We start from the raw sequence: 23,210 nt of genomic DNA, 5'->3' as shown, positions 1-23,210 counted from the left end.
GAATAGAATGCTAAACGATATCAAGAACCAATATTTTTTTAATCTCATCAAGGGTCAAATCCCCTGCCCCCTTAGGGCTTTGGCAAGGAAGATCTTCTAATAGTCAGACATAGAAGACCACTGTTTTGCGACACTTCTCAAATAATATAATCTATATCTGTTGATGGATATGGTGCGCTACTTTCACACGAACTCACCCAACTGGCTAACTGGGGCTTATTTGCCCAAACCTACGAGCAAAAGAGTTGGAGCAAGAAAGAAATAAAGTAGCGATCGCCTGTAGAAATTACGCCAAGCTATTAGCAGCGACCGATCTCAATAGACTCTCCAAGTATCCCTACAAAAAACTCGCATTCTAAGCGGAGTTTCGGCTAAAATATGCTCATTGAAAAAATTCTGGTATTTTTTATAGCGATCGCAAGCATCTCGAAATCGGTTCTATGAAGAGTTTATAGATTTTTATCGGGTCTTGTTGCTTGCATCCTAGTCTGAAATATAGGTAATACTCAAGTTTACGCGAGAGGTGCTTGACTGTGAGCGAATATACAAATAAACCCGCAACCGACTCATCATTTGCCCCACCTGCCGTACAAATTCAAACGCGCCCCTTTGCACCTCCTCAAGTCCAACCATCTGCGGCTCCACAAAACGCAGAATCATCTCAAGCGGAAAGAGACTTAGCAGAAAATAAGGACAAGCAATCTTCTCAAGAAAATCTTTACTTTACAAATCTTAGCTTCTCAGGTAACGATAACCGAGGCTCGACCGAGAGCGTCATGCAGCGAAAGTGGGAGGGTATCGTTCAGCGATATAAGGAGGGAGGCAACGCAGCACCTGACCCCAATCATGGTTATACCCCAGTACGCGGCTCGTCACAGAGCATCATGCAACGCAAGTTGGACGAGATGCGGCAAAGAGTCAAGGAGGGAGGGAACGTAGCACCCGACCCCAATTATGAGTATACCCCCGTACGCGGCTCGTCACAGAGCATCATGCAGCGAAAACATCAGGAAATGGTGCAGAGGTATAAAGAAAATCAAGCAAAAACGATACAGGCTAAGTTAGCGATCGGGGCGGTAGGCGATAAGTACGAACAAGAAGCCGATCGCGTCGCAGCAGAAGTCGTACAAAAGATTAATGCTCCTGAAAGCATTCATCGTCAAGAAAACGAAGACGAGCTACAGATGAAGCCTCTATTTGAATCTATTCAAAGGGATGTAGTAGATATTCCAGAGGATGAAGATGAGCTACAGATGAAGCCTCTATTTGAATCTATTCAAAGGGATGTAGTAGATATTCCAGAGGATGAAGATGAGCTACAGATGAAGCCTCTATTTGAATCTATTCAGAGGGATGTAGTAGATATTCCAGAGGATGAAGATGAGCTACAGATGAAGCCTCTATTTGAATCTATTCAGAGGGATGTAGTAGATATTCCAGAGGATGAAGATGAGCTACAGATGAAACCAACTCTGCAACTTAGAAGTACCTTGGGAGGTGATACTTCTGAAGATTTAGAAAGATCGATACAAAGTGTGAGAGGTAGCGGTCAGTCGCTAGAGCCAAATCTGCAAGCAAGGATGGGACAGGCGATGGGAGCAGATTTTAGAAGCGTAAGAGTGCATACGGATACCCAGTCTAACCAATTAAATCAATTGATTCAGGCGAGAGCGTTTACGACGGGGCAAGATGTGTTCTTTCGGCAGGGGGAATACAATCCAGGCAGTCGAGGCGGTCAGGAGTTGATTGCCCATGAGTTGACTCATGTGGTGCAGCAAAGAGCAGTTCCGACGGCTAGTAGCATGGTAAGGCGTTGGCGGACAACTGACGGTACGGATGTAGGAGATGGGGTAAAGGGCATTACTGAGAAGAGTCACAGCGATGGTCAAAGGGTGATACTACAGGAAACAAAGGGCAATACATTACAGCGAAAGGTCATAGTCGATGGGGAAAGGTATAGACCATCCTATTTAAGAGCCGCAGGCTGGCCTGAGTATAAAGTCACGATGGTTCGAGTATGGGATAACAGTGATGTAGAACATAAGTTTGAGTCATTGACAACTTTAGATGAATGGTTGGATGTATCTAAGACAAAGCTGATGGGAAATGTGCCGAACCTGTATACCTTACCGAATTTCAAATTCACGACAGAAGAATCGGGCAGACTACCGTCGTTATATTTTATCAAGAGTACTTCTGAACATGGGCGGATCAGGCAACAGCATAGCCAAGGTCCAGTAATCGATGAGCTTGGAGGAACAAAACAGGACTATTTCATTACTAACAGCAAACCGTACGATGAGTTCATGGATAAAGTGTATAAAGTGACACAAGGATGGAAACACTCATTGAGTGACCGAAGTTCGGAGATTGTGAGGGAAAAATTCAATAAATTTGGTGCAAGTACGGAGCCCTCGGATGGGAAAAACCACCTAGAGGTGAAGCCAGCAAGTGGAGCTATAACATGGATACACGAATCAGGCGGAGTTGTTAAGCTCCCTAACAACCACCCAGAATACGACGATATGACAATTCGCAAGATATATCTCGACACAACTGGTCGTGAAGATTAATGTGTTCCCTCATGATAGTGCGATCGCCGATCGCTTAGGTTGGGCTAAAGCATGAAACCATCAATATACCTTGTGTGCAATGCCAAAACAATCGCAATTTGTTTAACTGTTGGACATCGCTTCCGTTCTATTCAACCGACTTCTTCGATCGCAGTTTCAGTTATTGATTTTTAGCTGGTGCTTCCAAAACATCACAAATCCTAAAATCTCCGAGAAGCGATCGCTGATATGCGTCTGGTTAGCTCTCCGATCGATTTCATAGCGCGATCGCCGATCTGAGATTTGTGATTAAAGTCAAAATGGGTCGGACTGATTTTTCTGATAATTAAAAAGGTGCTAGATACTCATTCGTCTAGATTTGGGGTAGACTCTACTTCCTTTGGCTCTATTTTTTCTGGTTCCATTTCCACTGTCTCTAGCTCTTCGCTCTCAATCATAGAAACAGGTGCATTTCTAGCATTGGTAAAGTCAGCCCCAGTAATACTTCTCAAGGTAACTAAGTAAGTACCTGTTAAGTCAGCACCAACGAGTTTTGTATTCGTAAGATTAGCCCAACTTAACTTGGCATCCGTAAGATTGGCACGACTGAGATCTGCACCTGTGAGGTTAGCTCCCGTGAGATTTGCTTTTGTCAAATCTGCCTCGACAAGATTGGCTCCACTCAAATTTGCGCCATTTAAAAACGCTCCTGTCAAAAAAGCATTGACCAATTTTGCCCGATTGAGATTCGCCCGTGTCAAGTTTGCTCCTGTTAAGAAAGCACGATTGAGCGTAGCCTCTAGTAAAATGGCTTCGCTCAAATCTGCATCAATTAGAAACGCTTCGGTTAAGTTAGCACCAATGAGAGAAGCACGATTCATACTTGCCCCATTTAGATTGGCTTGAGATAAATCAGAACCACTAAGATTTGCCCCATTCAAACTGGCGAGGTTCAGTTCTGCTCCTTCCAGATTGGCTAAATCTAAAACAGCAGCATCTAGCTCTGATTCAATCAAGTTGATTTCACTCAGGTTAGCCCCCGTGAGAAATATTCCACTCAGGTTCAACCTGCTGAAATTTCTTTCTCCCTTGGCATATTGTTCTAAGAGATGTTTTGCTTCCATGAGCTTTTATTTTTAAACCTAATACCTAGGATGGACACCCAAAATCTGTGCCACCTCTTTGGCAAAGTATGTAAGGATAATATCTGCTCCTGCGCGTTTCATACTGGTGAGGGTTTCTAGCATTACTTTTTTCTCGTCAATCCATCCCAACTGCGCCGCTGCCTTGATCATGGAGTACTCTCCACTAACGTTATAGGCAGCCACGGGTAAATCGGTTGCTTCTTTGACCTTGGCAATAATATCGAGATAGGCAAGTGCTGGTTTGACCATGACGATATCTGCACCTTCAGCAATATCCAAATAGACCTCTTTGAGCGCTTCTCTCGTATTGGCAGGATCCATTTGGTAGGTTTTTTTGTCGCCAGATTTGGGTGCAGAACCCAGAGCATCGCGAAAAGGACCGTAATATGCCGAGGCATATTTAGCAGAGTAGGCGAGAATGCTAACGTGTTCGTAGCCATGCTCGTCAAGGGCTTGGCGAATCGCTCCAATGCGTCCGTCCATCATATCAGAGGGCGCAACCATATCTGCACCCGCTAGAGCTTGGGACAGGGACATTTTGACTAGGACTTCCACGGTGGGATCGTTTAAAATAATGCCATTTTCATCGAGAATGCCATCGTGACCGTGGGTAGTGAAGGGATCGAGAGCAACATCGGTAATGACAAGAATATCTGGAACCGCTTGCTTAATCGCGCGTACCGATCGCTGAATCAATCCATCGGGATTATAGCTTTCACTGCCCGTAACATCTTTCTTTTCGTCAGGAACCGCAGGAAAAAGGGCGATCGCATTGATGCCAAGGTCATAAACTTCGGCAATTTCCTTGAGCAGCAGATCGAGCGTAAAGCGATAGGCTCCAGGCATGGAAGGAACTTCAACCCTGGTATTTTCCCCTTCCATCACAAACATGGGGTAAATCAGATCGTCAACTGTGAGGTGGGTTTCCTTAACTAAGCGACGAATCGCAGGATTGCGGCGAAGGCGACGGGGGCGATGAGTGAGTGACATGAAAATTCTCGATTAAGGTTAAACTAACTTTACAATTGGAGTTGTAATAGAGCTTTATTCGTAAATTTTTTGAAATTCTCTTAGATCTTGTATTGTACCAAAACAAGGACATCCTAAATTATGGACGGGTCTAGCTGGCATTGGCGCGATGGCATTCTCACCTGCGATCTGTTGTCCCAGTGGCAACATGGCTTTTTTACGCGATCGCACAATCCTCAAATGCCCCAAGATTTGCACAGGAGTTTTTACTCGGAGGGTGTGGCATATCGAGCCAAACAGGTGCATGGCGATCGTCTGATTCATGCCCAAGATATTTCCACCGAGCCGCCTTTACCCGAAGCCGATGGAGTTTGGGTCAGTCCTGAGTTTGCTAATGCACCGACCTCAGTGTGGGTATGTAGCGCTGATTGCGTACCAATTTTGATTGGCGATCGCCGCCTTGGGGCAGTGGCAGCCGTACATGCGGGTTGGCGGGGTACTGCGGCAAAAATTGTCAAAGAAACCGCGATCCAGATGTGCCAACGGGGCAGCGAGTTAAAAGATTTGTTAGTGGCACTGGGCCCTGCGATCGCGGGTGAAGCCTATCAAGTTTCCCAATCTGTAGCAGAGCAAGTAGTGGCAACGATTCAAACACGCGTTGGTGTAACGCCCGATCGAGAGCCCGATCGCTGTCGTTTAGATCTGCGCCTCGTGCAGCAACAACAACTTAAAGAGTTGGGGATTGACGCCGAGCAAGTGGCGATCGCACCCTATTGCACCTTACAAACCCCCGAACACTTTTTTTCCTATCGCCGTTATTGTTTAGAGCATGGTCTAGAAGCCAAGCGATCGCCTCAGGTGCAATGGTCTGGAATTGCGATCGGCTAACCTAGCGTATTCATAAATGTGAAGGTGGCGAGAAAATTTCCATTTTTGAGGCTTGAGCGCTCTGAATCGTGAGAATAGCTGCGATAGAGCTACTGGTATGGCAATTTGCCCCTCTGTAACCTATAATTTGCAAGCAGCTTACAAGCATAGTTCTAGAAAATCAGTCTAAGAAATCAGCGCAAATTATGGCAGAGGTTACTTTTTTTAATGCCCTACGCGAGGCGATCGACGAAGAGATGGATCGCGATCCCACGGTTTACGTGATGGGTGAAGATGTAGGCAAGTACGGTGGTTCGTACAAAGTCACCAAAGACCTCTACAAAAAATATGGGGAACTCAGAGTTTTAGATACGCCCATTTGCGAAAATAGTTTTACAGGTATGGCAGTTGGTTCGGCAATGACAGGACTGCGCCCAATCATCGAAGGGATGAATATGGGATTCTTACTGTTAGCTTTTAACCAAATTTCTAACAATGCAGGCATGTTGCGCTATACCTCAGGCGGCAATTTCAAAATCCCGATGGTGATTCGCGGGCCTGGTGGGGTTGGCAAAAACCTTGGGGCAGAACATTCACAGCGCCTAGAGGCATATTTCCAGGCAGTTCCTGGGATCAAGATTGTCAGTTGCTCAACGCCCTACAATGCTAAGGGTTTGCTCAAGTCAGCTATTCGTAATGATAACCCTGTGCTGTTCTTTGAGCATGTTTTGCTTTACAACCTCAAGCAAGATTTACCTGATGAGGAATATTTAGTTCCGTTGGATAAAGCTGAGATCGTCCGTCCTGGTAAAGATGTCACGATTCTTACCTACTCGCGGATGCGCTATCACGTAAACAAGGCGGTAGAAACCCTTGTGGCAAAGGGCTATGACCCTGAGGTGATCGATCTGATTTCACTCAAGCCTTTGGATCTAGAGACAATCTCAACCTCACTGCGCAAAACCCATCATGTCGTGATTGTCGAAGAAGACATGCGTTGTGGTGGCATTGGCGCAGAAATCATCGCCTCGATCAATGACAATTTCTTTGACGAACTCGATGCCCCTGTGGTGAGACTTGCCTCTTTGGATGTGCCAACTCCCTATAACGGCACCCTAGAGAACCTCACGATCGTCCAGCCTGCCGATATCATCCAAGCGGTTGAAAAATTGCTGGGGTAAAACCAAAAACCGTAAACGAGCAGGGGTAATGGGGACATACTCTTGGTAATTAGCAGTTAGCTTTCAAGAATCGCTAGCTGCTAATTGCTAGCTGCCTCTTGCATAATGGATAACCAATAACTCTTCACTGGCGACTTAAATTCCATGGATTTCCAATCGGTCATTTTAGCTTTGCAAAAATACTGGAGCGATCGCGGTTGTCTGATCGCTCAACCCTACGACATCGAGAAAGGGGCGGGTACGATGAGTCCCCATACATTTTTGCGTGCGATCGGACCTGAGCCTTGGAATGTTGCCTATGTAGAGCCTTGCCGCCGTCCTACGGATGGCCGATATGGTGAAAACCCCAATCGTCTCCAACACTACTATCAATTTCAGGTGTTGCTAAAACCTTCCCCCGATGATGTCCTGCAACTGTATTTAGACAGTCTCAAGTTTTTGGGCATAGACCCCAAAGATCATGATGTGCGGTTTGTCGAAGATGACTGGGAGTCGCCTACTTTAGGGGCTTGGGGTGTCGGCTGGGAAGTTTGGCTGGATGGGATGGAAGTCACCCAATTTACCTATTTTCAGCAAGTTGGTGGGTTAGATTGTCGCCCTGTCTCTGCGGAAATCACCTATGGTCTAGAACGCTTGGTGATGTACCTACAGGGAGTTAACTCCATCTTTGACATTACTTGGCAATCTCATCCGCAGTTTGGCGATATTAAGTACAGGCAGGTACACCACCAAAACGAAGTCGAGCAAAGTGCCTATAACTTTGGCAAACTGGGGCAAGACTCAGATTTACTATTTCGGTTGTTTACGCAGTACGAACAGGAAGCTACTCAGCTAGTTAGCTCTGAACTCGTATTACCCGCTTTTGACTATGTGTTGAAATGCTCGCATACCTTTAACTTGTTGGATGCAAGAGGGGTAATTTCGGTAACGGAACGGGTGCGATATATCGCTCGTATTCGTAACCTAGCGCGGCAGGTGGCTAAGTTATACCTAGCCCAGCGAGAAGTTATGGGCTTTCCTTTAGGTACAGTTTTATCAGTGTAAGCTTTGATTTGGGTTTAAGCACCCTCTTGGAATTTAGTGGATTCGAGGCACTACACAACCAAACCATGCACTTGTATCCACAAAAATCATTGAGTATTTTGTACAGAGTAAAGAACTTTGTCGCGATCTTGACCAGAGAATGGTTATGTATTGCCGATATGTGTGATTGTATTCTATCGGATTATTTGATTTGACTCGGGCAGGTGATCTCGATCGCAAGCATGGTTGATCGAGATCACAGGTGATCGGTGAGTTTTATCACCTCGCGCGATCGCCAAGTAACGCATACTAATTTTCACTAGCGACGTATCTACAAATTTTTTTTCCCGCAGGGTGTGACCTGCGGGATTTTGCTTTTATTAAGGTCGTTGCTGTTCTAATCAAGGGAATCTGCATAGGCTATATCCACTTTACTGTGAGGGTTATGCTGCCAATCGACGTCGGGCATTCGTTCAAACGCTTGCCGTAGAGACACCTCCCATTGTTTGCGAATTTTGACCAAATAGGGATCGCCTAGCCTTAGGGTGAGACGACGTTTTGTCTCAAAGGAATCGCGATCGTAGGCAATCAAGTTAATTGGTGGCCCCACCGAGATATTGGATTTCATGGTTGAGTCAATCGAAAGCAAAGCGCACTTGGCTGCTGCCTCGATCGAGGTTTCAAACGTTAAGGTTCGATCTAAAATCGGCTTGCCATACTTGGTTTCGCCAATCTGCAAAAAGGGGGTCTCTTTGGTTGCCTGAATGAAATTCCCTTGGCTGTAAACCATATACAGTTCGGGTTCTTCACCTTGAATTTGACCGCCCAGTAACAGGTTGCATTGCGCATCAATGCCGTCTTTTTGCAACCAAGGACGATTTTGTTCTTGCATCGATCGCACCTTTGACCCGACATACTGAGCAATTTCATACATGCTAGGCAGGGTATGCAAGTTGCTTTCAGCTTGGGTTCTAAGATCTTTGTTGAGCAGGTTTAACACACCTTGCGTGATCGACAAATTGCCCGACGTGCAAAGAATCAGAACTCGCTCGTTTACCCAAGTAAAGTCAAACAATTTTTGGTAGGTAGACACATAGTCAACCCCTGCATTCGTGCGAGAGTCCGCTGCAATAACTAGGCCAGAGCTAGTAATAATTCCAAGACAGTAGGTCACAAAGTTGAGATTGGGTAAATGAATTTAATTAAATCAGCCAAGTTGCTTTAATATTATCGGTTGCGCGCATATCCTCACCGCTTAGAATTAGAGTAAAACATTTGGAGAAACTACTGAATGCAACTTGTCGCACTTCAGAGCTTATTAGATAACGCTGCTTTTGCCATCTTATTTATTACCATGTTGGTCTATTGGGTCAGCGCTGCTTTCTCAAATATTCCTTATCTCCGTGCTTGCGGTACGGCGGGCATGGCGATCGCCAATTTAGCGATCGCGACGTTACTGGGGGCGCGTTGGATCGAAGCAGGCTATTTCCCGCTCAGCAACCTCTATGAGTCCCTATTCTTTTTGGCTTGGGGCATCACCACAATGCATATTCTTGTCGAAAGCATGGGGCGCAAAAATATTCATAGCAATCAATTGATTGGGGCATTTACCTCCCCAGTGGCAATGGGCATTACTGCCTTCGCAGCCTTGACTTTGCCAGAAAATATGCAAGCTGCCGAACCCCTTGTTCCAGCGCTCAAATCGAACTGGTTAATGATGCATGTTACGGTCATGCTCCTGAGCTATTCGGCTTTGATGGTAGGAAGTGTATTAGCGATCGCTTTCTTGATCGTGACGCGGGGCGAAAACATCGTACTGAAAGGCAATTCCCTAGGCACAAATGGTGGCAGAAGTATCAAGGATATGAATACCTTGCCAACCGAGCCATTTATGGCGATCGCCTCATCAAATAACGGTTCTAACGCTACTAGTTCTGCTAGCACAGCTACATTGGTACTAGAAACTCCCGCTAAAGCGAGACAACCTCTATCGATGCAAAGGCTAACCCTAGGCGAAACCCTCGATAATCTCAGCTATCGGACGATCGGTCTGGGTTTCCCTTTGTTAACCATTGGCATTATTGCTGGGGGCGTTTGGGCAAACGAAGCTTGGGGCTCTTACTGGAGTTGGGATCCTAAAGAAACTTGGTCGTTGATCACATGGTTGGTGTTTGCTGCCTATCTGCATACCCGCATTACCAAGGGATGGCAGGGACGTAAGCCTGCAATTCTCGCCAGTTTTGGCTTGGTCGTGGTCTGGACTTGCTACCTCGGTGTGAATTTATTGGGTAAGGGCTTACACAGTTATGGATGGTTTCTCTAGGGTTCTTGTGCAATTCGCTACGAGCGCTCTCAGCCGCATGAAAATTTTTCAAATGCTTTACTATGATTGAATCGCTTTCAATGTAGCAACAATGAGTCAAGTCCTAACTTTAGAACTTAGTGATGATGACTACGCCGAGATCAAACTCAGATCTGAAATCGCAGGTGTGCCGATCGCGGAGTGGGCAATTGCTTCTCTCAAAAAATATACGCAGGCGAGTAGCGCGCAACAAAAAAGTAAAATCAGCAAAGATTTAGCCCGTCAACGTTTTCGCCGTCACGCTGGGGCAATATGCCTTGGCACTGCAACAGGTGCGGATAATGAAAGCATTGATGCTGACCTAGCTAAAGCCTATGGTTATGAAGTTGGAGAAATAGCCTAGTGTTGTTTCTCGATACGTCAGGCTTACTATGCTACGTCCACGCTAGTGAGCCACAACATGCGATCGCAGTTAATTTTTTCGACGATGCAAATACTTATCTAACCCATAGTTATATTCTGGCTGAATTTGTCGCGTTAGCTCAAGTGCGAAACTTTCCCCGTAGAGAGGCGCTTGCGTTCGCAACAGATTTACTAGAACATCCTGATATTGAAACAGTATGGGTAAACGAAGATTTACATCAAGAAGCAATCGACCTTTTGAGAAATCGTTTAGATAAAAACTATTCATTATGTGATGCAGTTAGTTTTGTCTTGATGCGATCCAAAGGTGTGATTAAGGCTCTGACTACAGATCGTCATTTTGAGCAGGAAGGCTTTGTGCGATTACTGACAGGCTAAGTCAGGCAAGAATTTCAAGATTTCACCTTTCTCCATACAGAGCCATATACAGAGCTATTTAGTTACATTCTAGAAACGATGCTCAATGTAAACTTCTGGAAAAATCCTAGCTACGATCGCAAGTAAGAATAAACCATGTTGTTAGAAGTCCAAGATCTCACCGTTAGCTACAATGCCTCGTTACCTGCCGTCGATCGCGTTTGCTTGCAATTAGCAGCAGGGGAAAGTCTGGGGCTTGTGGGGGAGAGTGGTTGTGGCAAGTCAACGATCGGGCGATCGCTGATTCAACTCCTGCCTGAGGGGACGCAAACTTCTGGCAAGATCAGCATCAACGGCGAAGAACTTGGCGAGGAAAGCCTCGATCACCCTAGTATCAACTGGCGCGGCGAGCGCGTTGCGCTAATTTTTCAAGATCCGATGACGCGGCTCAACCCCTTGATGACCGTTGAAGCACATGGGATTGAAATGTTGCGATCGCACCTGCCCAAAATCTCCGATCGAGATGCCCAACAGCGACTCAGCGACACGCTCCGATCTGTGCGCATCGATCCCAGCCGAGCCAATCAATATCCCCACGAGTTTAGTGGCGGCATGCGACAAAGGGTAATGATTGCTTTGTCTCTATTGCTCGACCCAGTTTTGTTGGTGGCTGACGAACCCACAACCAGCCTCGATATCACGGTCGCAACGGAAATCTTGCAAGAGCTAACGGTTTTGCGCCATAACCGTTCTATGGGTCTATTGCTGATTACCCACGATTTAGGATTGGTTTCGCAATACTGCGATCGGATCGCGGTGATGTACGATGGCTCGATTGTGGAAACAGGTACGGTAGACCAAATCTTCCGCAATCCCAAGCATCCCTACACGCAAAGTTTGCTGCGATCGGTGATTCACTTCAAGTTAGACAATGAGAAAGAACCAGAAAGTCCTGAGCCCGAATCTCAGAAATTAGAATCTCCAGAAGTTGAGCCACAGCAAGATTCCCAAGCCATTCCTCCTCCCGAAACGCATGAAGTTCCTCATGACACTACTAACGAAGTTGCCCGTGAAGTTGTGCCTGAAGAACAGAACGTCATAAATGAAACTGATAGCGAACTTGGGAGAAAACTTGTTAGCGAGACCCAAGATGAAATCCCCAAAGAATCGAGCAGTCTAACGATTTACAAATCGAACAACGCATCAATGGGTGAAGTCATCAGCCTGTCAGCTCCTACGAGAAAATCTTTGCTCAAGGTTCGCCAACTTACCAAGCATTACGTCACAGGTGGAAACTTTGTAGCGCGGTTGTTCGATCGCTCCGTAGGTTTAGTCAGAGCCGTCGATGGCATCGATCTCGATATCTTTCCTGGGGATATTTTTGGCATTATCGGAGAGAGCGGATCGGGCAAAAGCACCACAGGTAGAGCAATTTTGCAATTAATTCGTCCTCACTCTGGCTCTGTTTTGATGAATGGTGTGGAATTAACCAAAATCAAGGGTGAAGAATTGCGCCAGATGCGATCGCAGATGCAGATGATCTTTCAAGATCCGCGTGCCTGTCTCAATCCGCGCATGAGTATTTTTAGAAGTGTGGCCGATCCGCTCTTGATCCACAAACAAGTTAAGGATTTAGAAGCTGCGAAACCTCGCGTTCTCAAAATCCTAGAAAAAGTGGGATTGAACAGTCAATTCGGCAATCGCTATCCGCAAGACCTCTCGGGCGGTCAATTGCAACGGGTGGCGATCGCCCGTGCCCTGATTACAAATCCTAAATTCCTGATTTGCGACGAACCCGTTAGTATGCTCGATGCCAGCATTCAGGCACAAGTGCTGCAACTGATGCTAGACCTCAAAAAAGAGTTTAATCTCACATACCTCTTCATTACCCACGATCTGGCAGTGGCTCAGTATTTTTGTACGCATATTGCCGTGATGCGGCGAGGCAAAATCGTCGAGCAAGGTACAACCTCCGAAGTCCTGAGCCATCCTCAGCACGAATATACGAAAGCCTTGCTCAGTTCCATCCCTCGCATTCCCGTTCTCAATTAGTTAATGCCTAACCCATCTCTAGACTCTCAATTTCTCCATCCCGATCGCCATAATCGTGAGACCTTGCGACAGTTAGGCTATGCTTTTGTAGACTTGATTACAGATGCTGTCTTAGATCGACAGGATCGGGCATTTGTAAAAGATGAATCGCCATTCCAGATCGAGATATCAAGTGATGGTACGACATCGACAGATTTATTATTGGAATTGCGATCGCAAATTTTACCCCGGGCCCTAAATTTACAGAATCCTCGGTACATGGGACATATGGACAGCGTGCCCTTAGCGATTACGATTTGGGCAGATGCGCTGACTGCGGCACTCAACAACAATATGCTCAGTCAGGAACTCGCTCCTGTATTTACGCAACTCGAAGCACAATTGGTGACATGGTTCGGGAAATTATTTGGGCTAGGCGATCGCGCGTTTGGAACGCTCACCGCAGGCGGTAGCCTCGCCAATATTACGGCAATGCTCTTAGCAAGGAATGCCAAACAGCCTGCGAGTCAAGACCTTGGGGTGAATTACCGCACAAATCACAACCTTGTTGCCTTTGTCTCTGACGCTGCCCATACTTCCTTTGACAAAGCCATGAATGTGATTGGGTTGGGGCGAGAGAACTTAATTCGCGTCACGACCAACGATCGCGGCGAGATCGAACTTGAGGCATTGGAATCTGCGGTGCAACAGGCGATCGCTCAGGGAAAACAACCTTTCTTTATCGCAGCGATTGCGGGGACAACGGTTACGGGTGCGATCGATAATATTGCTGCTGTGGGTGCGATCGCGCGTCAATATGACTGCTGGTTCCACATTGATGCTGCCTATGGTGGCGCGGCGATGTTCTCACCGCAATGGAAGTATCTTTTAAATGGATGTGATGCCGCAGATTCGCTCACCTTCAATCCGCAAAAATGGATGTGGGTATCTCGCACCTGTGCCATGCTGCTGGTCAAGCAAAAACAGGATCTCATCAATGGGTTCAAGATGGAATTGCCCTATATGGCTGATAATTCCCTAAATTTTGGCAATATCAATTTACAGGGAACCCGACGTACAGATAGTTTGAAGCTTTGGTTAGCCCTGCGATCGCTAGGTTTAAACGGCTATGCGGAACTGATCGATCGCTCTATGTCTAACGCGATCGCACTCCGTCAATGGATTGATGCTTCAGAGGAAGTAGAATTGGTATGCGAACCCACGATCAATTTGGTCTGCTTTCAATCTAGCAATCCTGCTTTAAGCAGCGCCTCTCTGCGACAAAAATGGATAAATGCTGAAAAGCTTTGGCTGTCTTTGCCTCTATGGAAAGGCGATCGGATTCTCAAAGCCGTTGTTCTCCATCCCCATGCTACATGGTAACCCCTCTATGCAAGCACCAGGTCATCCTGAAAACGAATCACTTCGTATTGATTCCCTGCGATCTCTAAACATTCTCGATACGCCACCAGAGGAGCGCTTCGATCGGCTGACAAGATTGGCAAAAAGGCTATTTGGCGTGCCGATCGCCTTAGTCAGCTTAATCGATGTCAACCGCCAGTGGTTTAAGTCCTGCCAAGGCATGGAAGCCACTGAAACACCACGAGACATCTCTTTTTGCGGTCATGCCATTCTAGGGAACGATATCTTGATTGTGCCCGATGCCTCACTGGATGACAGGTTTTATGATAACCCTTTGGTTACAGGTGAGCTTAGAATTCGCTTCTATGCTGGAGTTCCTCTGGTTATCCCCAACGGTAGTAAGCTTGGTACGCTATGTCTGCTTGACCGAGATCCTCGCATACTCAGCGAAGAAGATCTAGAATTGTTGCGCGACCTCGGACGGATGGCAGAGCAAGAGCTAACAGCAATCCAGCTTGCAACCATGGACGAGTTGACCCAGTTGTCTAATCGACGTGGTTTTTTAGCCCTAGCTTCCCATGCTCTCAACCTTTGTAAACGGTTGCATAAACCTGCATCGCTATTCTTTTTTGATTTAGATTTATTTAAGGAAATTAACGATCGCTACGGACATGCTGAAGGCGATCGCGCCTTGATTGGCTTCAGTAAAATCTTAAAACAGGCTTTTCGCGAGTCGGACGTAATCGGTAGGTTGGGTGGGGACGAGTTTGTCGCGCTATTGACCAATGCCGATCGCACCGAGAGCCAACTGATTTTAAATCGCCTCGATCGCATCCGCGCGGACTTTAACCAACAGGAAGCGCGCGGTTATGATATTTGTTGTAGTGTCGGTGCGATCGAGTTTGATGCCAGCCGACATCAGTCTATTGAGGATCTGTTACAAGAGGCAGATCGGCTGATGTATGCCCAAAAGCAAATAAAACGAAATCAGAACTAAAAACTCAGGAGATAGAAACCCTTATAACTCAGGATTTACTTGAGCTATGACCCATGGAGAGCGAATGAAGGAATGTTAAAAGCTATGCTTAGAAATGGTTTAAAGCGATAGAATAGTAATCTGCGATACCAAACCCATCTAAACCCTTTTAAATTAAGATCGCCTCAATTTACCCCTGTGGATTGTGGCATTGAGTTCTTAAGGAGCGTACTCACATCATGTTTGAATCTGCTGAAATCGGACATAAGCTGAGTAAAGAAGAGTATGACGCTCAAGAGTCCATTTTGCGAATACAACTCTTAGAGATTCAAGAAGATCTAAAGCAGGCTTCCTTTCCTGTAATTATTTTAATTGGCGGCGTAGATGGAGCGGGTAAAGGTGAAAGCGTTAACCTGCTCCACGAGTGGATGGATCCGCATTATCTCCAAACTCATGCTTTTGGGGCTATGTCTGACGAAGAGCGAGAGCGCCCAGAAGCTTGGCGTTTTTGGCGAGTCTTGCCACCCAAAGGAAGAATCGGTATCTTTTTTGGGTCGTGGTATACGCGCCCAATCGTCGATCGCGTCTATGGCAAGACCAAAAATATCGATCTCGATTTAGATCTGGTGCGAATTAATGCCTTTGAAAAGACTTTGGTCGATGAAGGGGCGCTGATTATCAAATTTTGGTTTCACCTCAGTAAAGAAGCACAAGCGATTCGATTAAATTCCTTGATGAAAGATCCCAAGACTCGTTGGCGGGTCACAGACACCGATTGGCAGCACTTTAAACTGTACGATAAGTTTCGCCGTATCTCAGAACGGGCACTCCGAACTACGAGTACGGGTGAAGCTCCTTGGCTGGTAATCGAAGGAGCGGACAAGCGATATCGAAGCATCACAGTGGGGAACTACATTCTCAACTTAATCTCAAAGCGTCTAGCCACAAATAACGCGCCTTCTGTAAAACCTCCTAGCCCTTTCATGAAGATAGAGAATCCCTATACCATTCTCGATACGCTTAATCTTTCTCAGAGTCTAACGGAAGAGGATTACAAGCAACAGTTGGAAAAATATCAAGGTCACTTAAATTTACTCTATCGTCAAGCAAAAGAATATGGGCGATCGGTGATTTTAGTATTTGAGGGTTGGGATGCTGCTGGTAAAGGGGGCATTATTCGTCGTGTGACTTCGGCACTCGATGCCCGCGACTATCAAGTGATTCCCATTGCTGCACCCACGGATGAGGAGCTTTCTCACCATTACCTTTGGCGTTTTTGGCGACATCTACCGCGCGCGGGGCGCGTCACGATCTTCGATCGCAGTTGGTATGGCCGCGTGCTTGTGGAACGGGTTGAAGGGTTTGCCTCGGAATCTGCTTGGATGCGTGCCTATACTGAAATCGTCAACTTTGAGCAACAACTCCACGATCGTGGCACCTTAATACTCAAATTTTGGATTCATATTGATGCAGACGAGCAGTTGCGACGATTTCAGTTGAGACAAGCCACTCCTTACAAACACTTTAAAATCACCGCTGAAGACTTTCGCAACCGTGAAAAATGGAACGAATATGAATTAGCGGCAAACGAGATGCTCGAACGTACAGGTACAGAGTTTGCACCTTGGTACACAATCGAAGCCAATGACAAGAAGTTCGCAAGGGTTAAGGTGGTTCAGATACTCTGCGATCGCCTTAAAGCTTCTCTCAAAAAATAAAACTTTAATTGCAGGACACTCTACCTTTATCTTGCGCCTGCCTTCCTTAGCAAGTCCACCACTTCAAGATGCTTGTATTGAATTGCGATCGCTAAGGGTGTTCTGCTACCAAATGATTTGGCGTTAATATCTGCCCCATGCTTGATTAGAAGGCTGACAATTTTGACATATCCATTACTTGCCGCATCATAGAGCGGGGTCGATCCCGAAACATAATGGTTGGGATTTGCACCGCTTTCTAGTAGGAGTTTGACCACATCTACGCGATTTTCCTCGATCGCTTCATCTAGAGCCGTAAATCCTTCGTCGGCAGCAAGATTAACCTTGGCTCCTTTGCGCAGAAAGAGTCGGACGATTTCGATATGTCCCTCCCTCGCCGCTGCCATGAGAGGATAGCCAGCCTGATAACTGCCCCCGTTAACATTTGCGCCATAGGTTAGCAAAAGTTTGACAATCTCAATGTGATTATTGCTTGCTGCAATCATTAAAGCGGTTTCACCATTCTCATCTGGGGCATTTGGGTTTGCTTTAGCCGATAGAGCCATTTTTACTGATGCCAGATCCCCCACTCTAATTGCTTGTAACAAGATTTGATCTTGCCTTGAGATCAGGACTTTACCTAGGTTTGATTGCTTGAGTGTAGGTAAAGTGAGAGATGGGTGGGTTTGAATCGGTTTAGGTGAGGCATTAGAGAGATGGGGCAGAGATATTGCAGCGATCGCCATGCCTGTCAGTAAAGAAACGGTTAACGGAAAGGGACTTTTTTGATTCATAGGATGGCGAGAAATACAGAAACTTAATGCTTGATTGGGAACCCAGACAGATAATATCAAAAATCACCTGCAACGATCGTGCTGAAGCGATACTTTCTTCTCTACGGTCAAAAGTTTACTCAATCTTGGTTTGAAGACCAAATTAATGCGACTGTTGTTCCTTTCATATTGATGTAATGGAACAAGGTCATCTGGTAGAGAAAGGAGAACAGGAGGAACTACTATCTGATACCAATTTCTCTTAAATTTGCAACAGATCGAATTTGGGGTTCCGCGCCGAGCGCGGTCTTTTCAAAAAGATGCGTTGCATCATTTTTTGAAAATGGTATGAGATGAATCCATGCCAATACAAAGCAGGATACGCATGACAAGATTGATTTTGAGAAACTCGCGCGGGTTGTCTCTAGGTTAGCAAGGGCGATCTCCGATCTCGCTGAGTAGTCGGCCGATCGCAATCAAAACAAAGCCCCTATCTTTTTGATGGGGATAGAGGCTTCTTGTGATTTAAGGAATAAAATCTACGAATGGTTTACTCTAGTCGCCACGGCGCACAAATGTCAGGGTTTGGCTCGTGACAATCGTCAGAGGATTATTTGGATCGATCGCGGTTACTTGGGGAGCTGTTACATTTCCAAGCACGCCTGCTAAGACTGCCCCTGCCAAGACTTTTTCGGTAGAGATGACGCGATCGCCAATCACACCAGACAAGATCGCTGCTGCCCCCGCACCAATTGCTGAGTCAACTGCCACCGAGCCTAATGAGGTTTCACGGGGGTCTTTGACGTCATTGATCAGGGCAGACTCGCCCGTGAGGCGCACCGTTGCTCCGCTACTCGTCAGCGATCGGGCGACAAACTTAGAACCTCCCTGTACGGGTACAAAATCCCCGCTTATCACCGCTCCAGCAGGTATCAGAATCGTTCCATTACTAGCAGTGATGTTTTGTTGGACTCGTAATTGAGCCTTTGCCGTATCACCCGTGCCAATGTAAAGGGTGTCTTTGCTGTCTAACTTGGTAACAATCTCTTGACCCGCTGGCAGGTTAAACGTAGTTCTAAATACTTGGGCAATCCGCGTGTCTGATTTCGCCTGTGCGCCCGTATAGGATCTATAGGACTTAGCATAACCAGGGCTTGCAGCCAGTGAAGCTAGGGCGATGCTAACAGTCGAAATGATTACTAGAAAGGAGGTACGGTGCGCTTTCATATTCTTTACGCTCAGATTAGAGATGTTGCTTACTAAGCTAAGACTGGCAGCGGGGTGATTTAGTTCCAATTCTCTCAGCCACAAAAGCAAAGTGTTGCCAGAAATTTAGTTAGAGACGCTTTAAATAACCGTTCTGGCTGTATTAGCTACCAAGTAATTCAAGAATTTTTAAATCTCGCTTCTCGGAAATTTGCTAATCCTCTGTCAGTAGCAGATTGCCAAACCTATCTGAGTAAAGTGTTAGAGGCATTGTGCGCCATATTTTCATCAACAGAGCTTTTCCATCGTGCTTTAGAAATCTCTAGCCGATGGAAGTTCTCTTTTTATGATTCGCTGATTGTAGCTGCTGCACTCTCTGTATCAATTCATTCTTATCACTCTGGAACTCAACTCAAATAACCCGTTTCAAATTTTAGATTTGGGACATAAGCATTCGCAGCGATTCTATACGAATGCTCTAACCCCTTCAGACGTTACATGAACTCTCTTGGGTCGGTGATGTGACCCGTTAGAGCCGAAGCTGCTGCTGTAAATGGAGAAGCTAAGTAAATCTGAGCTTGCTTGTTGCCCATGCGACCTGGGAAGTTACGATTGGTTGTAGACACGCATACCTCTGGTTCGTTTAAACGCCCAAAGGTATCTTGAGGTCCACCCAAACAGGCAGCACAAGAAGGAGCCGCAGGTTCGATACAGCCCGCCTGTAGGAAGATTTCAGATAGCGTCATGCCGTCAATTTTATGGGCGAACAGATCCTCATAAACCTTTTGAGTAGCGGGCACGAGATAGGTAGGAACCTTGACCTGATGTCCTTTTAGCAACTTGGCAGCATTGATGAAATCCGTAATCTTGCCACCCGTACAAGAGCCAATGTAAACGCGATCGCATTTGACATCTTTGCATTCACTAACAAGGGCGCGGTTATCTGGCGAGTGGGGCTTTGCCACCACAGGTTCTAGCTTGGAAACATCGTAATGCTTGACGTAATAATGCTGGGCATCTGGATCGGCGTAGAGGGGCTGAAAAGGCTTGTCTGTGCGAGCTTGAACGTAGTCAAACGTAGTTTGATCGGGAGCAATCACGCCATTTTTTCCACCTGCCTCGATCGCCATGTTGCAGAGGGTCATGCGTTCTTCCATGGTCATTTTGGCGATCGCTTCGCCATCAATTTCCAAAGCTCGATAGTTAGCACCCGCAACACCAATATCGCCAATTACATGCAAAATTAAATCTTTCGCAAGTAAATAGGGAGGCAACTCCCCATCAAAGGTAAATTTCATCGTGGCAGGAACTTTGAGTAGTAACTTACCCGTACCCATGACGAAGGCAGCATCTGTATTGCCGATACCTGTGGCAAACTCTCCGAATGCACCCGCATTACAGGTATGAGAATCTGTGCCAAATAGAACTTCCCCTGGGCGCGTGTGTCCTTCCTGGGCAAGGGCAACGTGGCATACGCCTTTGTAATCTGGGTTGGCTTTAAAGTTCGATAAATCGGTGATGTCGTAGAAATATTTAATTTGCTGTTCTTTGGCAAAGTCTCGCAAAATATCAACGTTGCGGTTGGCACGAGCATCTGCCGTAAAAATATAGTGATCGGGAATCAACACGATCTTCTCTTTATCCCAAACCTTGGCATCGGCTCCAAATTCTTTTTTAAACACGCCAATTGTGCCTGGTCCGCAGACATCATGGGTCATCAGCAGGTCGGCATTCACCCAAATATTTTCGCCGGGGCTAACTGTGCTGCGTCCCGCCGCCTTTGCCAAAATCTTCTCGGTGAGTGTCATGCCCATAGTTGTGATGCCTTCGATATATGTTGAAAATTACAGTAAAAATTACCTAGAAATTGTCGATCGCTGCTTAGAGATTAAGCATTTAAGAGATTCCCAGAAAACAAATTACTCAATCCTATGTAGGGGCAGTGCCCCTTTTATGTAGAATCTAGCCCTGACGCGGGGATAGTTCCTACAGGATATGGTATAGATTTTCTGGATTGCCTTCATTATAGAAAATATTTGAGGATCTCCGATGTAATCTCTGCTTCACCATTTGGATCGAGATGTGCGTTCTCTAAAGCAGGTGGTACTAGCGGGTCTGTCAAAAATTGCCAATCTCCCTCATAAAAGTCGGCGGGCGAGATAATCAAGTGGTGGGTATAGTCTCGTACCCCTGCAATTAGGGTCTCCGCCTCAATAAAGCCTTCGCGGGTAAGACAGACGATCGGCACGCCCACGCGACAAGCCTCAGAAAGTGTCCCATAGCCTGGCTTAGTAATTAAGCGATCGCAAACTCCCATCAAGTCCACAGGACGCAGACCGTTGCGACCAACGCGGGTTAAATTGGGCAGATCGGGAGCATTGAGGTCAAAGGTAATAAACTGCCACTCTGGAAATTTGGCAAGATTACCATAGGGAATTTGACTGAGACTCAATCCACCAAAACTTAGTAATGCTGTCGGTCGATCGCAATCCAGTTGAAATTTTTCTCGCATCTCTTCTGGGCTGTGGCGTGGCGATCCCCCCGTGAGCCCCACATCTTGAATGTGAGGGAATGATGACATGGGTTCATGAAAGGGTAGGCGGAACAGGCGATCGCATTGGCTATACAAACCAGACATCCAGTCAGCGATCGCCATAAATTCACCATCTAGATCGTGACTCCAGTCGCGATAGATAAAATCCCAACCGAAATTACCTGCCATCCAGCAGGGCGCATCTGCCAAGTTGGCAAGCTGCGTTGCCAGAGGGGGCATATCGGCAAAAATCAGATCGACGGGATTTGCTTCAAAAAATTCCCGCTCTGCCTCCAAAATTTCAGACTGATGCTGCTGAATATATTGCAGCTTGCTCAGCGTAGTGTGTTTATCAATGTGCAAACTATCGGCTTGAATGACACCGATATCAAAGGTGCGATCGAGCAAAACAAAATCTCCCGAAATGTACTCCTCTAGGAGCCATCGGGGGGCACTGGTGGCGATAGTTATCGCGATTTCAGGGTTTTGGCGCTGAATTTCCGCTAAAACGGCAGCGGTACGGGTAGCGTGTCCGAAACCATGATTGGTAATGGCAGCATATAGCGTAGGCATAGGTTCATATTTTAGCTGTGTTGTTGCGCCATTGTGAACATCTATTTTACAAAAGCCTACTTAAGGATCTTATGAATGAAGAACACTAGAGCATGGTGCTACTTTGACCATTTAATCTTGAAGGGGTACTTTTTCAATCTGGCGATCGCTCATTTCATTTAGAGCTTTGCTTAAGGCTGGTTGCAGAGAACCCGTTAACACTTCTGGTTGATTTACTTCAGATTTGAGATCCGCTGTATCGGAAGCCGATCGCATACTGACCAAATAGATACTAGCTAAGGTTAAAAACACTCCTAACCACTGGACTTGGGTGAGCATTTCGCCTAAAAATATCCGCCCAAACAGCAGTGCAAATACTGGTGTCGAAAAGGTTAAAGCGCTGAGAGTCGTCAGACTACCCGATGAAGCGAAATAGAAAAATAAGCCATAGGCGATCGCGCTGCCCATCAGGGTCATGTAAGCCATGCCCACCCAGCCCCACGCACTCACATGCTGCCATCGATCGACCTCAATTTGCCCAGACAAAAGCAATAGAGGAATACCACCCAAAACCATGTGCCATCCTGTCGCCGCCACAGGATCGGCATAACGCACCACAGGGCGAATCAAAATTGTGCCGATCGCCATCGATAGCGAAGCTGCCAGCATCAGCCATTCTCCGAGGGTAAAAATGCCTACTTCCCAGACGGTTGCCCAGTCTCCTGCGGCGATCGCATTCAGCATTTCTGTGGGAAGCCCGATTAAACCAATTCCAAACACACCCAACAACAAACCAAAGGTTGCCCCAACCCCAATTCTCTCTTTGTAAAGCACCGCTGCCATTACTGCCACTGCCAGAGGTTGCGAATCAATCAAGAGCGATCCTAAACCCGCACCCGTGCGGACGAGTCCCAAGGCTAGAAATCCCTGAAACATCGTGCCATCCACCAGAGCAAATGCCAAGATCCACAGCCAAGCTTGCCAACTTTTAGGTTGCGGTCTGCCTAACCATGTTGCTAGACCCACGAGCAACATTCCTGCGGGAATCAACCTTACTGCTGCGAGAAACAGAGGACTGGTTTGCGGCATCACTGCCTTCATCACCACCATTGCCGTTCCCCACAAAAAGAAGGGTAAAATCACGAAGGCAGACTGACGAGAGAGCGCAGGGAATTGCATTTGCATTGTTTGAGTTGGTCTAGGACGACACCTAGCGTTAGGCTGGAGTTAACTTAAACTAATGTTAACAATTCTAGCGAAA

19 protein-coding genes are annotated in these 23,210 nt (G+C 46.4%); 11 read left to right on the top strand and 8 right to left on the bottom strand.

Annotated elements, in window-relative coordinates; translation table 11 throughout:
* Nucleotides 1–533: 533 nt before the first annotated feature.
* Nucleotides 534–2,573 carry an eCIS core domain-containing protein gene (locus ACP2WE_RS13465; protein WP_425216070.1) on the top strand — a complete coding sequence of 680 codons (2,040 nt, stop codon included), beginning with the start codon at nucleotides 534–536 and terminating at the stop codon, nucleotides 2,571–2,573.
* Between the two features lie 344 nt (nucleotides 2,574–2,917).
* Here the strand turns inward: ACP2WE_RS13465 and ACP2WE_RS13460 are convergent, their stop codons facing one another.
* Together ACP2WE_RS13460 and hemB are read right to left on the bottom strand one after the other, a co-directional pair.
* Nucleotides 2,918–3,676: a pentapeptide repeat-containing protein gene (locus ACP2WE_RS13460; RefSeq protein WP_425216069.1), complete on the bottom strand. Its 759-nt coding sequence runs from the start codon at nucleotides 3,674–3,676 to the stop codon at nucleotides 2,918–2,920.
* Between the two features lie 18 nt (nucleotides 3,677–3,694).
* Nucleotides 3,695–4,687, bottom strand: coding sequence for a porphobilinogen synthase (gene hemB / locus ACP2WE_RS13455; protein WP_330482243.1), 993 nt, complete (start codon nucleotides 4,685–4,687; stop codon nucleotides 3,695–3,697).
* Between the two features lie 120 nt (nucleotides 4,688–4,807).
* Between hemB and pgeF the strand changes: the two genes are divergently transcribed.
* The 3 genes from pgeF (at nucleotide 4,808) to glyQ (ending at nucleotide 7,758) form a co-directional block, all read left to right on the top strand.
* A complete protein-coding gene (pgeF, locus tag ACP2WE_RS13450; protein WP_425216068.1) occupies nucleotides 4,808–5,554 on the top strand; it encodes a peptidoglycan editing factor PgeF in 747 nt (248 codons plus the stop codon).
* A gap of 185 nt (nucleotides 5,555–5,739) precedes the next feature.
* Entirely contained in the window at nucleotides 5,740–6,714 is a 975-nt protein-coding gene (locus ACP2WE_RS13445; protein ID WP_425216067.1) for an alpha-ketoacid dehydrogenase subunit beta, read from the top strand.
* 144 nt (nucleotides 6,715–6,858) lie between these two features.
* Nucleotides 6,859–7,758 carry a glycine--tRNA ligase subunit alpha gene (glyQ, locus tag ACP2WE_RS13440; protein WP_425216066.1) on the top strand — a complete coding sequence of 300 codons (900 nt, stop codon included), beginning with the start codon at nucleotides 6,859–6,861 and terminating at the stop codon, nucleotides 7,756–7,758.
* A 376-nt stretch (nucleotides 7,759–8,134) separates the two neighbouring features.
* Here the strand turns inward: glyQ and ACP2WE_RS13435 are convergent, their stop codons facing one another.
* Entirely contained in the window at nucleotides 8,135–8,911 is a 777-nt protein-coding gene (locus ACP2WE_RS13435) for a proteasome-type protease (protein WP_425216065.1), read from the bottom strand.
* 117 nt (nucleotides 8,912–9,028) lie between these two features.
* Here ACP2WE_RS13435 and ccsB point away from each other — a divergent pair, with 117 nt between their 5' ends.
* From ccsB to pap, 7 genes are all read left to right on the top strand, one after another.
* On the top strand, nucleotides 9,029–10,060 hold the full coding sequence (gene ccsB, locus ACP2WE_RS13430; RefSeq protein WP_425216064.1) for a c-type cytochrome biogenesis protein CcsB: 1,032 nt from the start codon (nucleotides 9,029–9,031) through the stop codon (nucleotides 10,058–10,060).
* 91 nt (nucleotides 10,061–10,151) lie between these two features.
* A complete protein-coding gene (locus ACP2WE_RS13425; protein ID WP_425216063.1) occupies nucleotides 10,152–10,442 on the top strand; it encodes a hypothetical protein in 291 nt (96 codons plus the stop codon).
* Entirely contained in the window at nucleotides 10,442–10,840 is a 399-nt protein-coding gene (locus tag ACP2WE_RS13420) for a type II toxin-antitoxin system VapC family toxin (RefSeq protein ID WP_425216062.1), read from the top strand. Before ACP2WE_RS13425 ends, ACP2WE_RS13420 begins: the two co-directional genes overlap by 1 nt.
* A 135-nt stretch (nucleotides 10,841–10,975) precedes the next feature.
* Nucleotides 10,976–12,871, top strand: coding sequence for an ABC transporter ATP-binding protein (locus tag ACP2WE_RS13415; protein ID WP_425216061.1), 1,896 nt, complete (start codon nucleotides 10,976–10,978; stop codon nucleotides 12,869–12,871).
* 3 nt (nucleotides 12,872–12,874) lie between these two features.
* Nucleotides 12,875–14,233, top strand: coding sequence for a pyridoxal phosphate-dependent decarboxylase family protein (locus tag ACP2WE_RS13410; RefSeq protein WP_425216060.1), 1,359 nt, complete (start codon nucleotides 12,875–12,877; stop codon nucleotides 14,231–14,233).
* 7 nt (nucleotides 14,234–14,240) lie between these two features.
* Nucleotides 14,241–15,209, top strand: a complete 969-nt coding sequence (locus tag ACP2WE_RS13405) for a sensor domain-containing diguanylate cyclase (protein WP_425216059.1) — start codon at nucleotides 14,241–14,243, stop codon at nucleotides 15,207–15,209.
* Between the two features lie 218 nt (nucleotides 15,210–15,427).
* Nucleotides 15,428–16,906 (top strand): polyphosphate:AMP phosphotransferase, encoded by a 1,479-nt coding sequence (pap, locus tag ACP2WE_RS13400; protein ID WP_425216058.1) that lies wholly within the window; start codon nucleotides 15,428–15,430, stop codon nucleotides 16,904–16,906.
* A 26-nt stretch (nucleotides 16,907–16,932) separates the two neighbouring features.
* Here the strand turns inward: pap and ACP2WE_RS13395 are convergent, their stop codons facing one another.
* From ACP2WE_RS13395 to ACP2WE_RS13375, 5 genes are all read right to left on the bottom strand, one after another.
* Entirely contained in the window at nucleotides 16,933–17,679 is a 747-nt protein-coding gene (locus tag ACP2WE_RS13395; RefSeq protein WP_425216057.1) for an ankyrin repeat domain-containing protein, read from the bottom strand.
* 534 nt (nucleotides 17,680–18,213) lie between these two features.
* The gene (locus ACP2WE_RS13390) at nucleotides 18,214–18,885 is read right to left on the bottom strand and encodes a hypothetical protein (RefSeq protein ID WP_425216056.1); all 672 of its coding nucleotides are present in this window, start codon (nucleotides 18,883–18,885) and stop codon (nucleotides 18,214–18,216) included.
* A gap of 473 nt (nucleotides 18,886–19,358) precedes the next feature.
* The gene (locus ACP2WE_RS13385; protein WP_425216055.1) at nucleotides 19,359–20,678 is read right to left on the bottom strand and encodes a 3-isopropylmalate dehydratase large subunit; all 1,320 of its coding nucleotides are present in this window, start codon (nucleotides 20,676–20,678) and stop codon (nucleotides 19,359–19,361) included.
* Between the two features lie 209 nt (nucleotides 20,679–20,887).
* On the bottom strand, nucleotides 20,888–21,970 hold the full coding sequence (locus tag ACP2WE_RS13380; protein WP_425216054.1) for a glycosyltransferase family protein: 1,083 nt from the start codon (nucleotides 21,968–21,970) through the stop codon (nucleotides 20,888–20,890).
* 111 nt (nucleotides 21,971–22,081) lie between these two features.
* Nucleotides 22,082–23,134 carry a DMT family transporter gene (locus ACP2WE_RS13375; protein WP_425216053.1) on the bottom strand — a complete coding sequence of 351 codons (1,053 nt, stop codon included), beginning with the start codon at nucleotides 23,132–23,134 and terminating at the stop codon, nucleotides 22,082–22,084.
* Between the last annotated feature and the right edge of the window lie 76 nt (nucleotides 23,135–23,210).

The sequence above is a fragment of the Tumidithrix helvetica PCC 7403 genome, assembly GCF_965232925.1.
In the GTDB taxonomy this organism is placed as follows: Bacteria; Cyanobacteriota; Cyanobacteriia; order Pseudanabaenales; family Pseudanabaenaceae; genus Tumidithrix; species Tumidithrix helvetica.
This window is presented reverse-complemented; position numbering and strand designations above follow the sequence as displayed.

Bases quoted from the DNA above. Each gene is read 5' to 3' on its own strand.
- ACP2WE_RS13460 (WP_425216069.1), bottom strand. From the start codon at position 3,676: ATGGAAGCAAAACATCTCTTAGAACAATATGCCAAGGGAGAAAGAAAT.
- hemB (WP_330482243.1), bottom strand. From the start codon at position 4,687: ATGTCACTCACTCATCGCCCCCGTCGCCTTCGCCGCAATCCTGCGATT.
- pgeF (WP_425216068.1), top strand. From the start codon at position 4,808: ATGGACGGGTCTAGCTGGCATTGGCGCGATGGCATTCTCACCTGCGAT.
- ACP2WE_RS13445 (WP_425216067.1), top strand. From the start codon at position 5,740: ATGGCAGAGGTTACTTTTTTTAATGCCCTACGCGAGGCGATCGACGAA.
- glyQ (WP_425216066.1), top strand. From the start codon at position 6,859: ATGGATTTCCAATCGGTCATTTTAGCTTTGCAAAAATACTGGAGCGAT.
- ccsB (WP_425216064.1), top strand. From the start codon at position 9,029: ATGCAACTTGTCGCACTTCAGAGCTTATTAGATAACGCTGCTTTTGCC.
- ACP2WE_RS13425 (WP_425216063.1), top strand. From the start codon at position 10,152: ATGAGTCAAGTCCTAACTTTAGAACTTAGTGATGATGACTACGCCGAG.
- ACP2WE_RS13415 (WP_425216061.1), top strand. From the start codon at position 10,976: ATGTTGTTAGAAGTCCAAGATCTCACCGTTAGCTACAATGCCTCGTTA.
- ACP2WE_RS13410 (WP_425216060.1), top strand. From the start codon at position 12,875: ATGCCTAACCCATCTCTAGACTCTCAATTTCTCCATCCCGATCGCCAT.
- ACP2WE_RS13405 (WP_425216059.1), top strand. From the start codon at position 14,241: ATGCAAGCACCAGGTCATCCTGAAAACGAATCACTTCGTATTGATTCC.
- pap (WP_425216058.1), top strand. From the start codon at position 15,428: ATGTTTGAATCTGCTGAAATCGGACATAAGCTGAGTAAAGAAGAGTAT.
- ACP2WE_RS13395 (WP_425216057.1), bottom strand. From the start codon at position 17,679: ATGAATCAAAAAAGTCCCTTTCCGTTAACCGTTTCTTTACTGACAGGC.
- ACP2WE_RS13390 (WP_425216056.1), bottom strand. From the start codon at position 18,885: ATGAAAGCGCACCGTACCTCCTTTCTAGTAATCATTTCGACTGTTAGC.
- ACP2WE_RS13385 (WP_425216055.1), bottom strand. From the start codon at position 20,678: ATGGGCATGACACTCACCGAGAAGATTTTGGCAAAGGCGGCGGGACGC.
- ACP2WE_RS13380 (WP_425216054.1), bottom strand. From the start codon at position 21,970: ATGCCTACGCTATATGCTGCCATTACCAATCATGGTTTCGGACACGCT.
- ACP2WE_RS13375 (WP_425216053.1), bottom strand. From the start codon at position 23,134: ATGCAAATGCAATTCCCTGCGCTCTCTCGTCAGTCTGCCTTCGTGATT.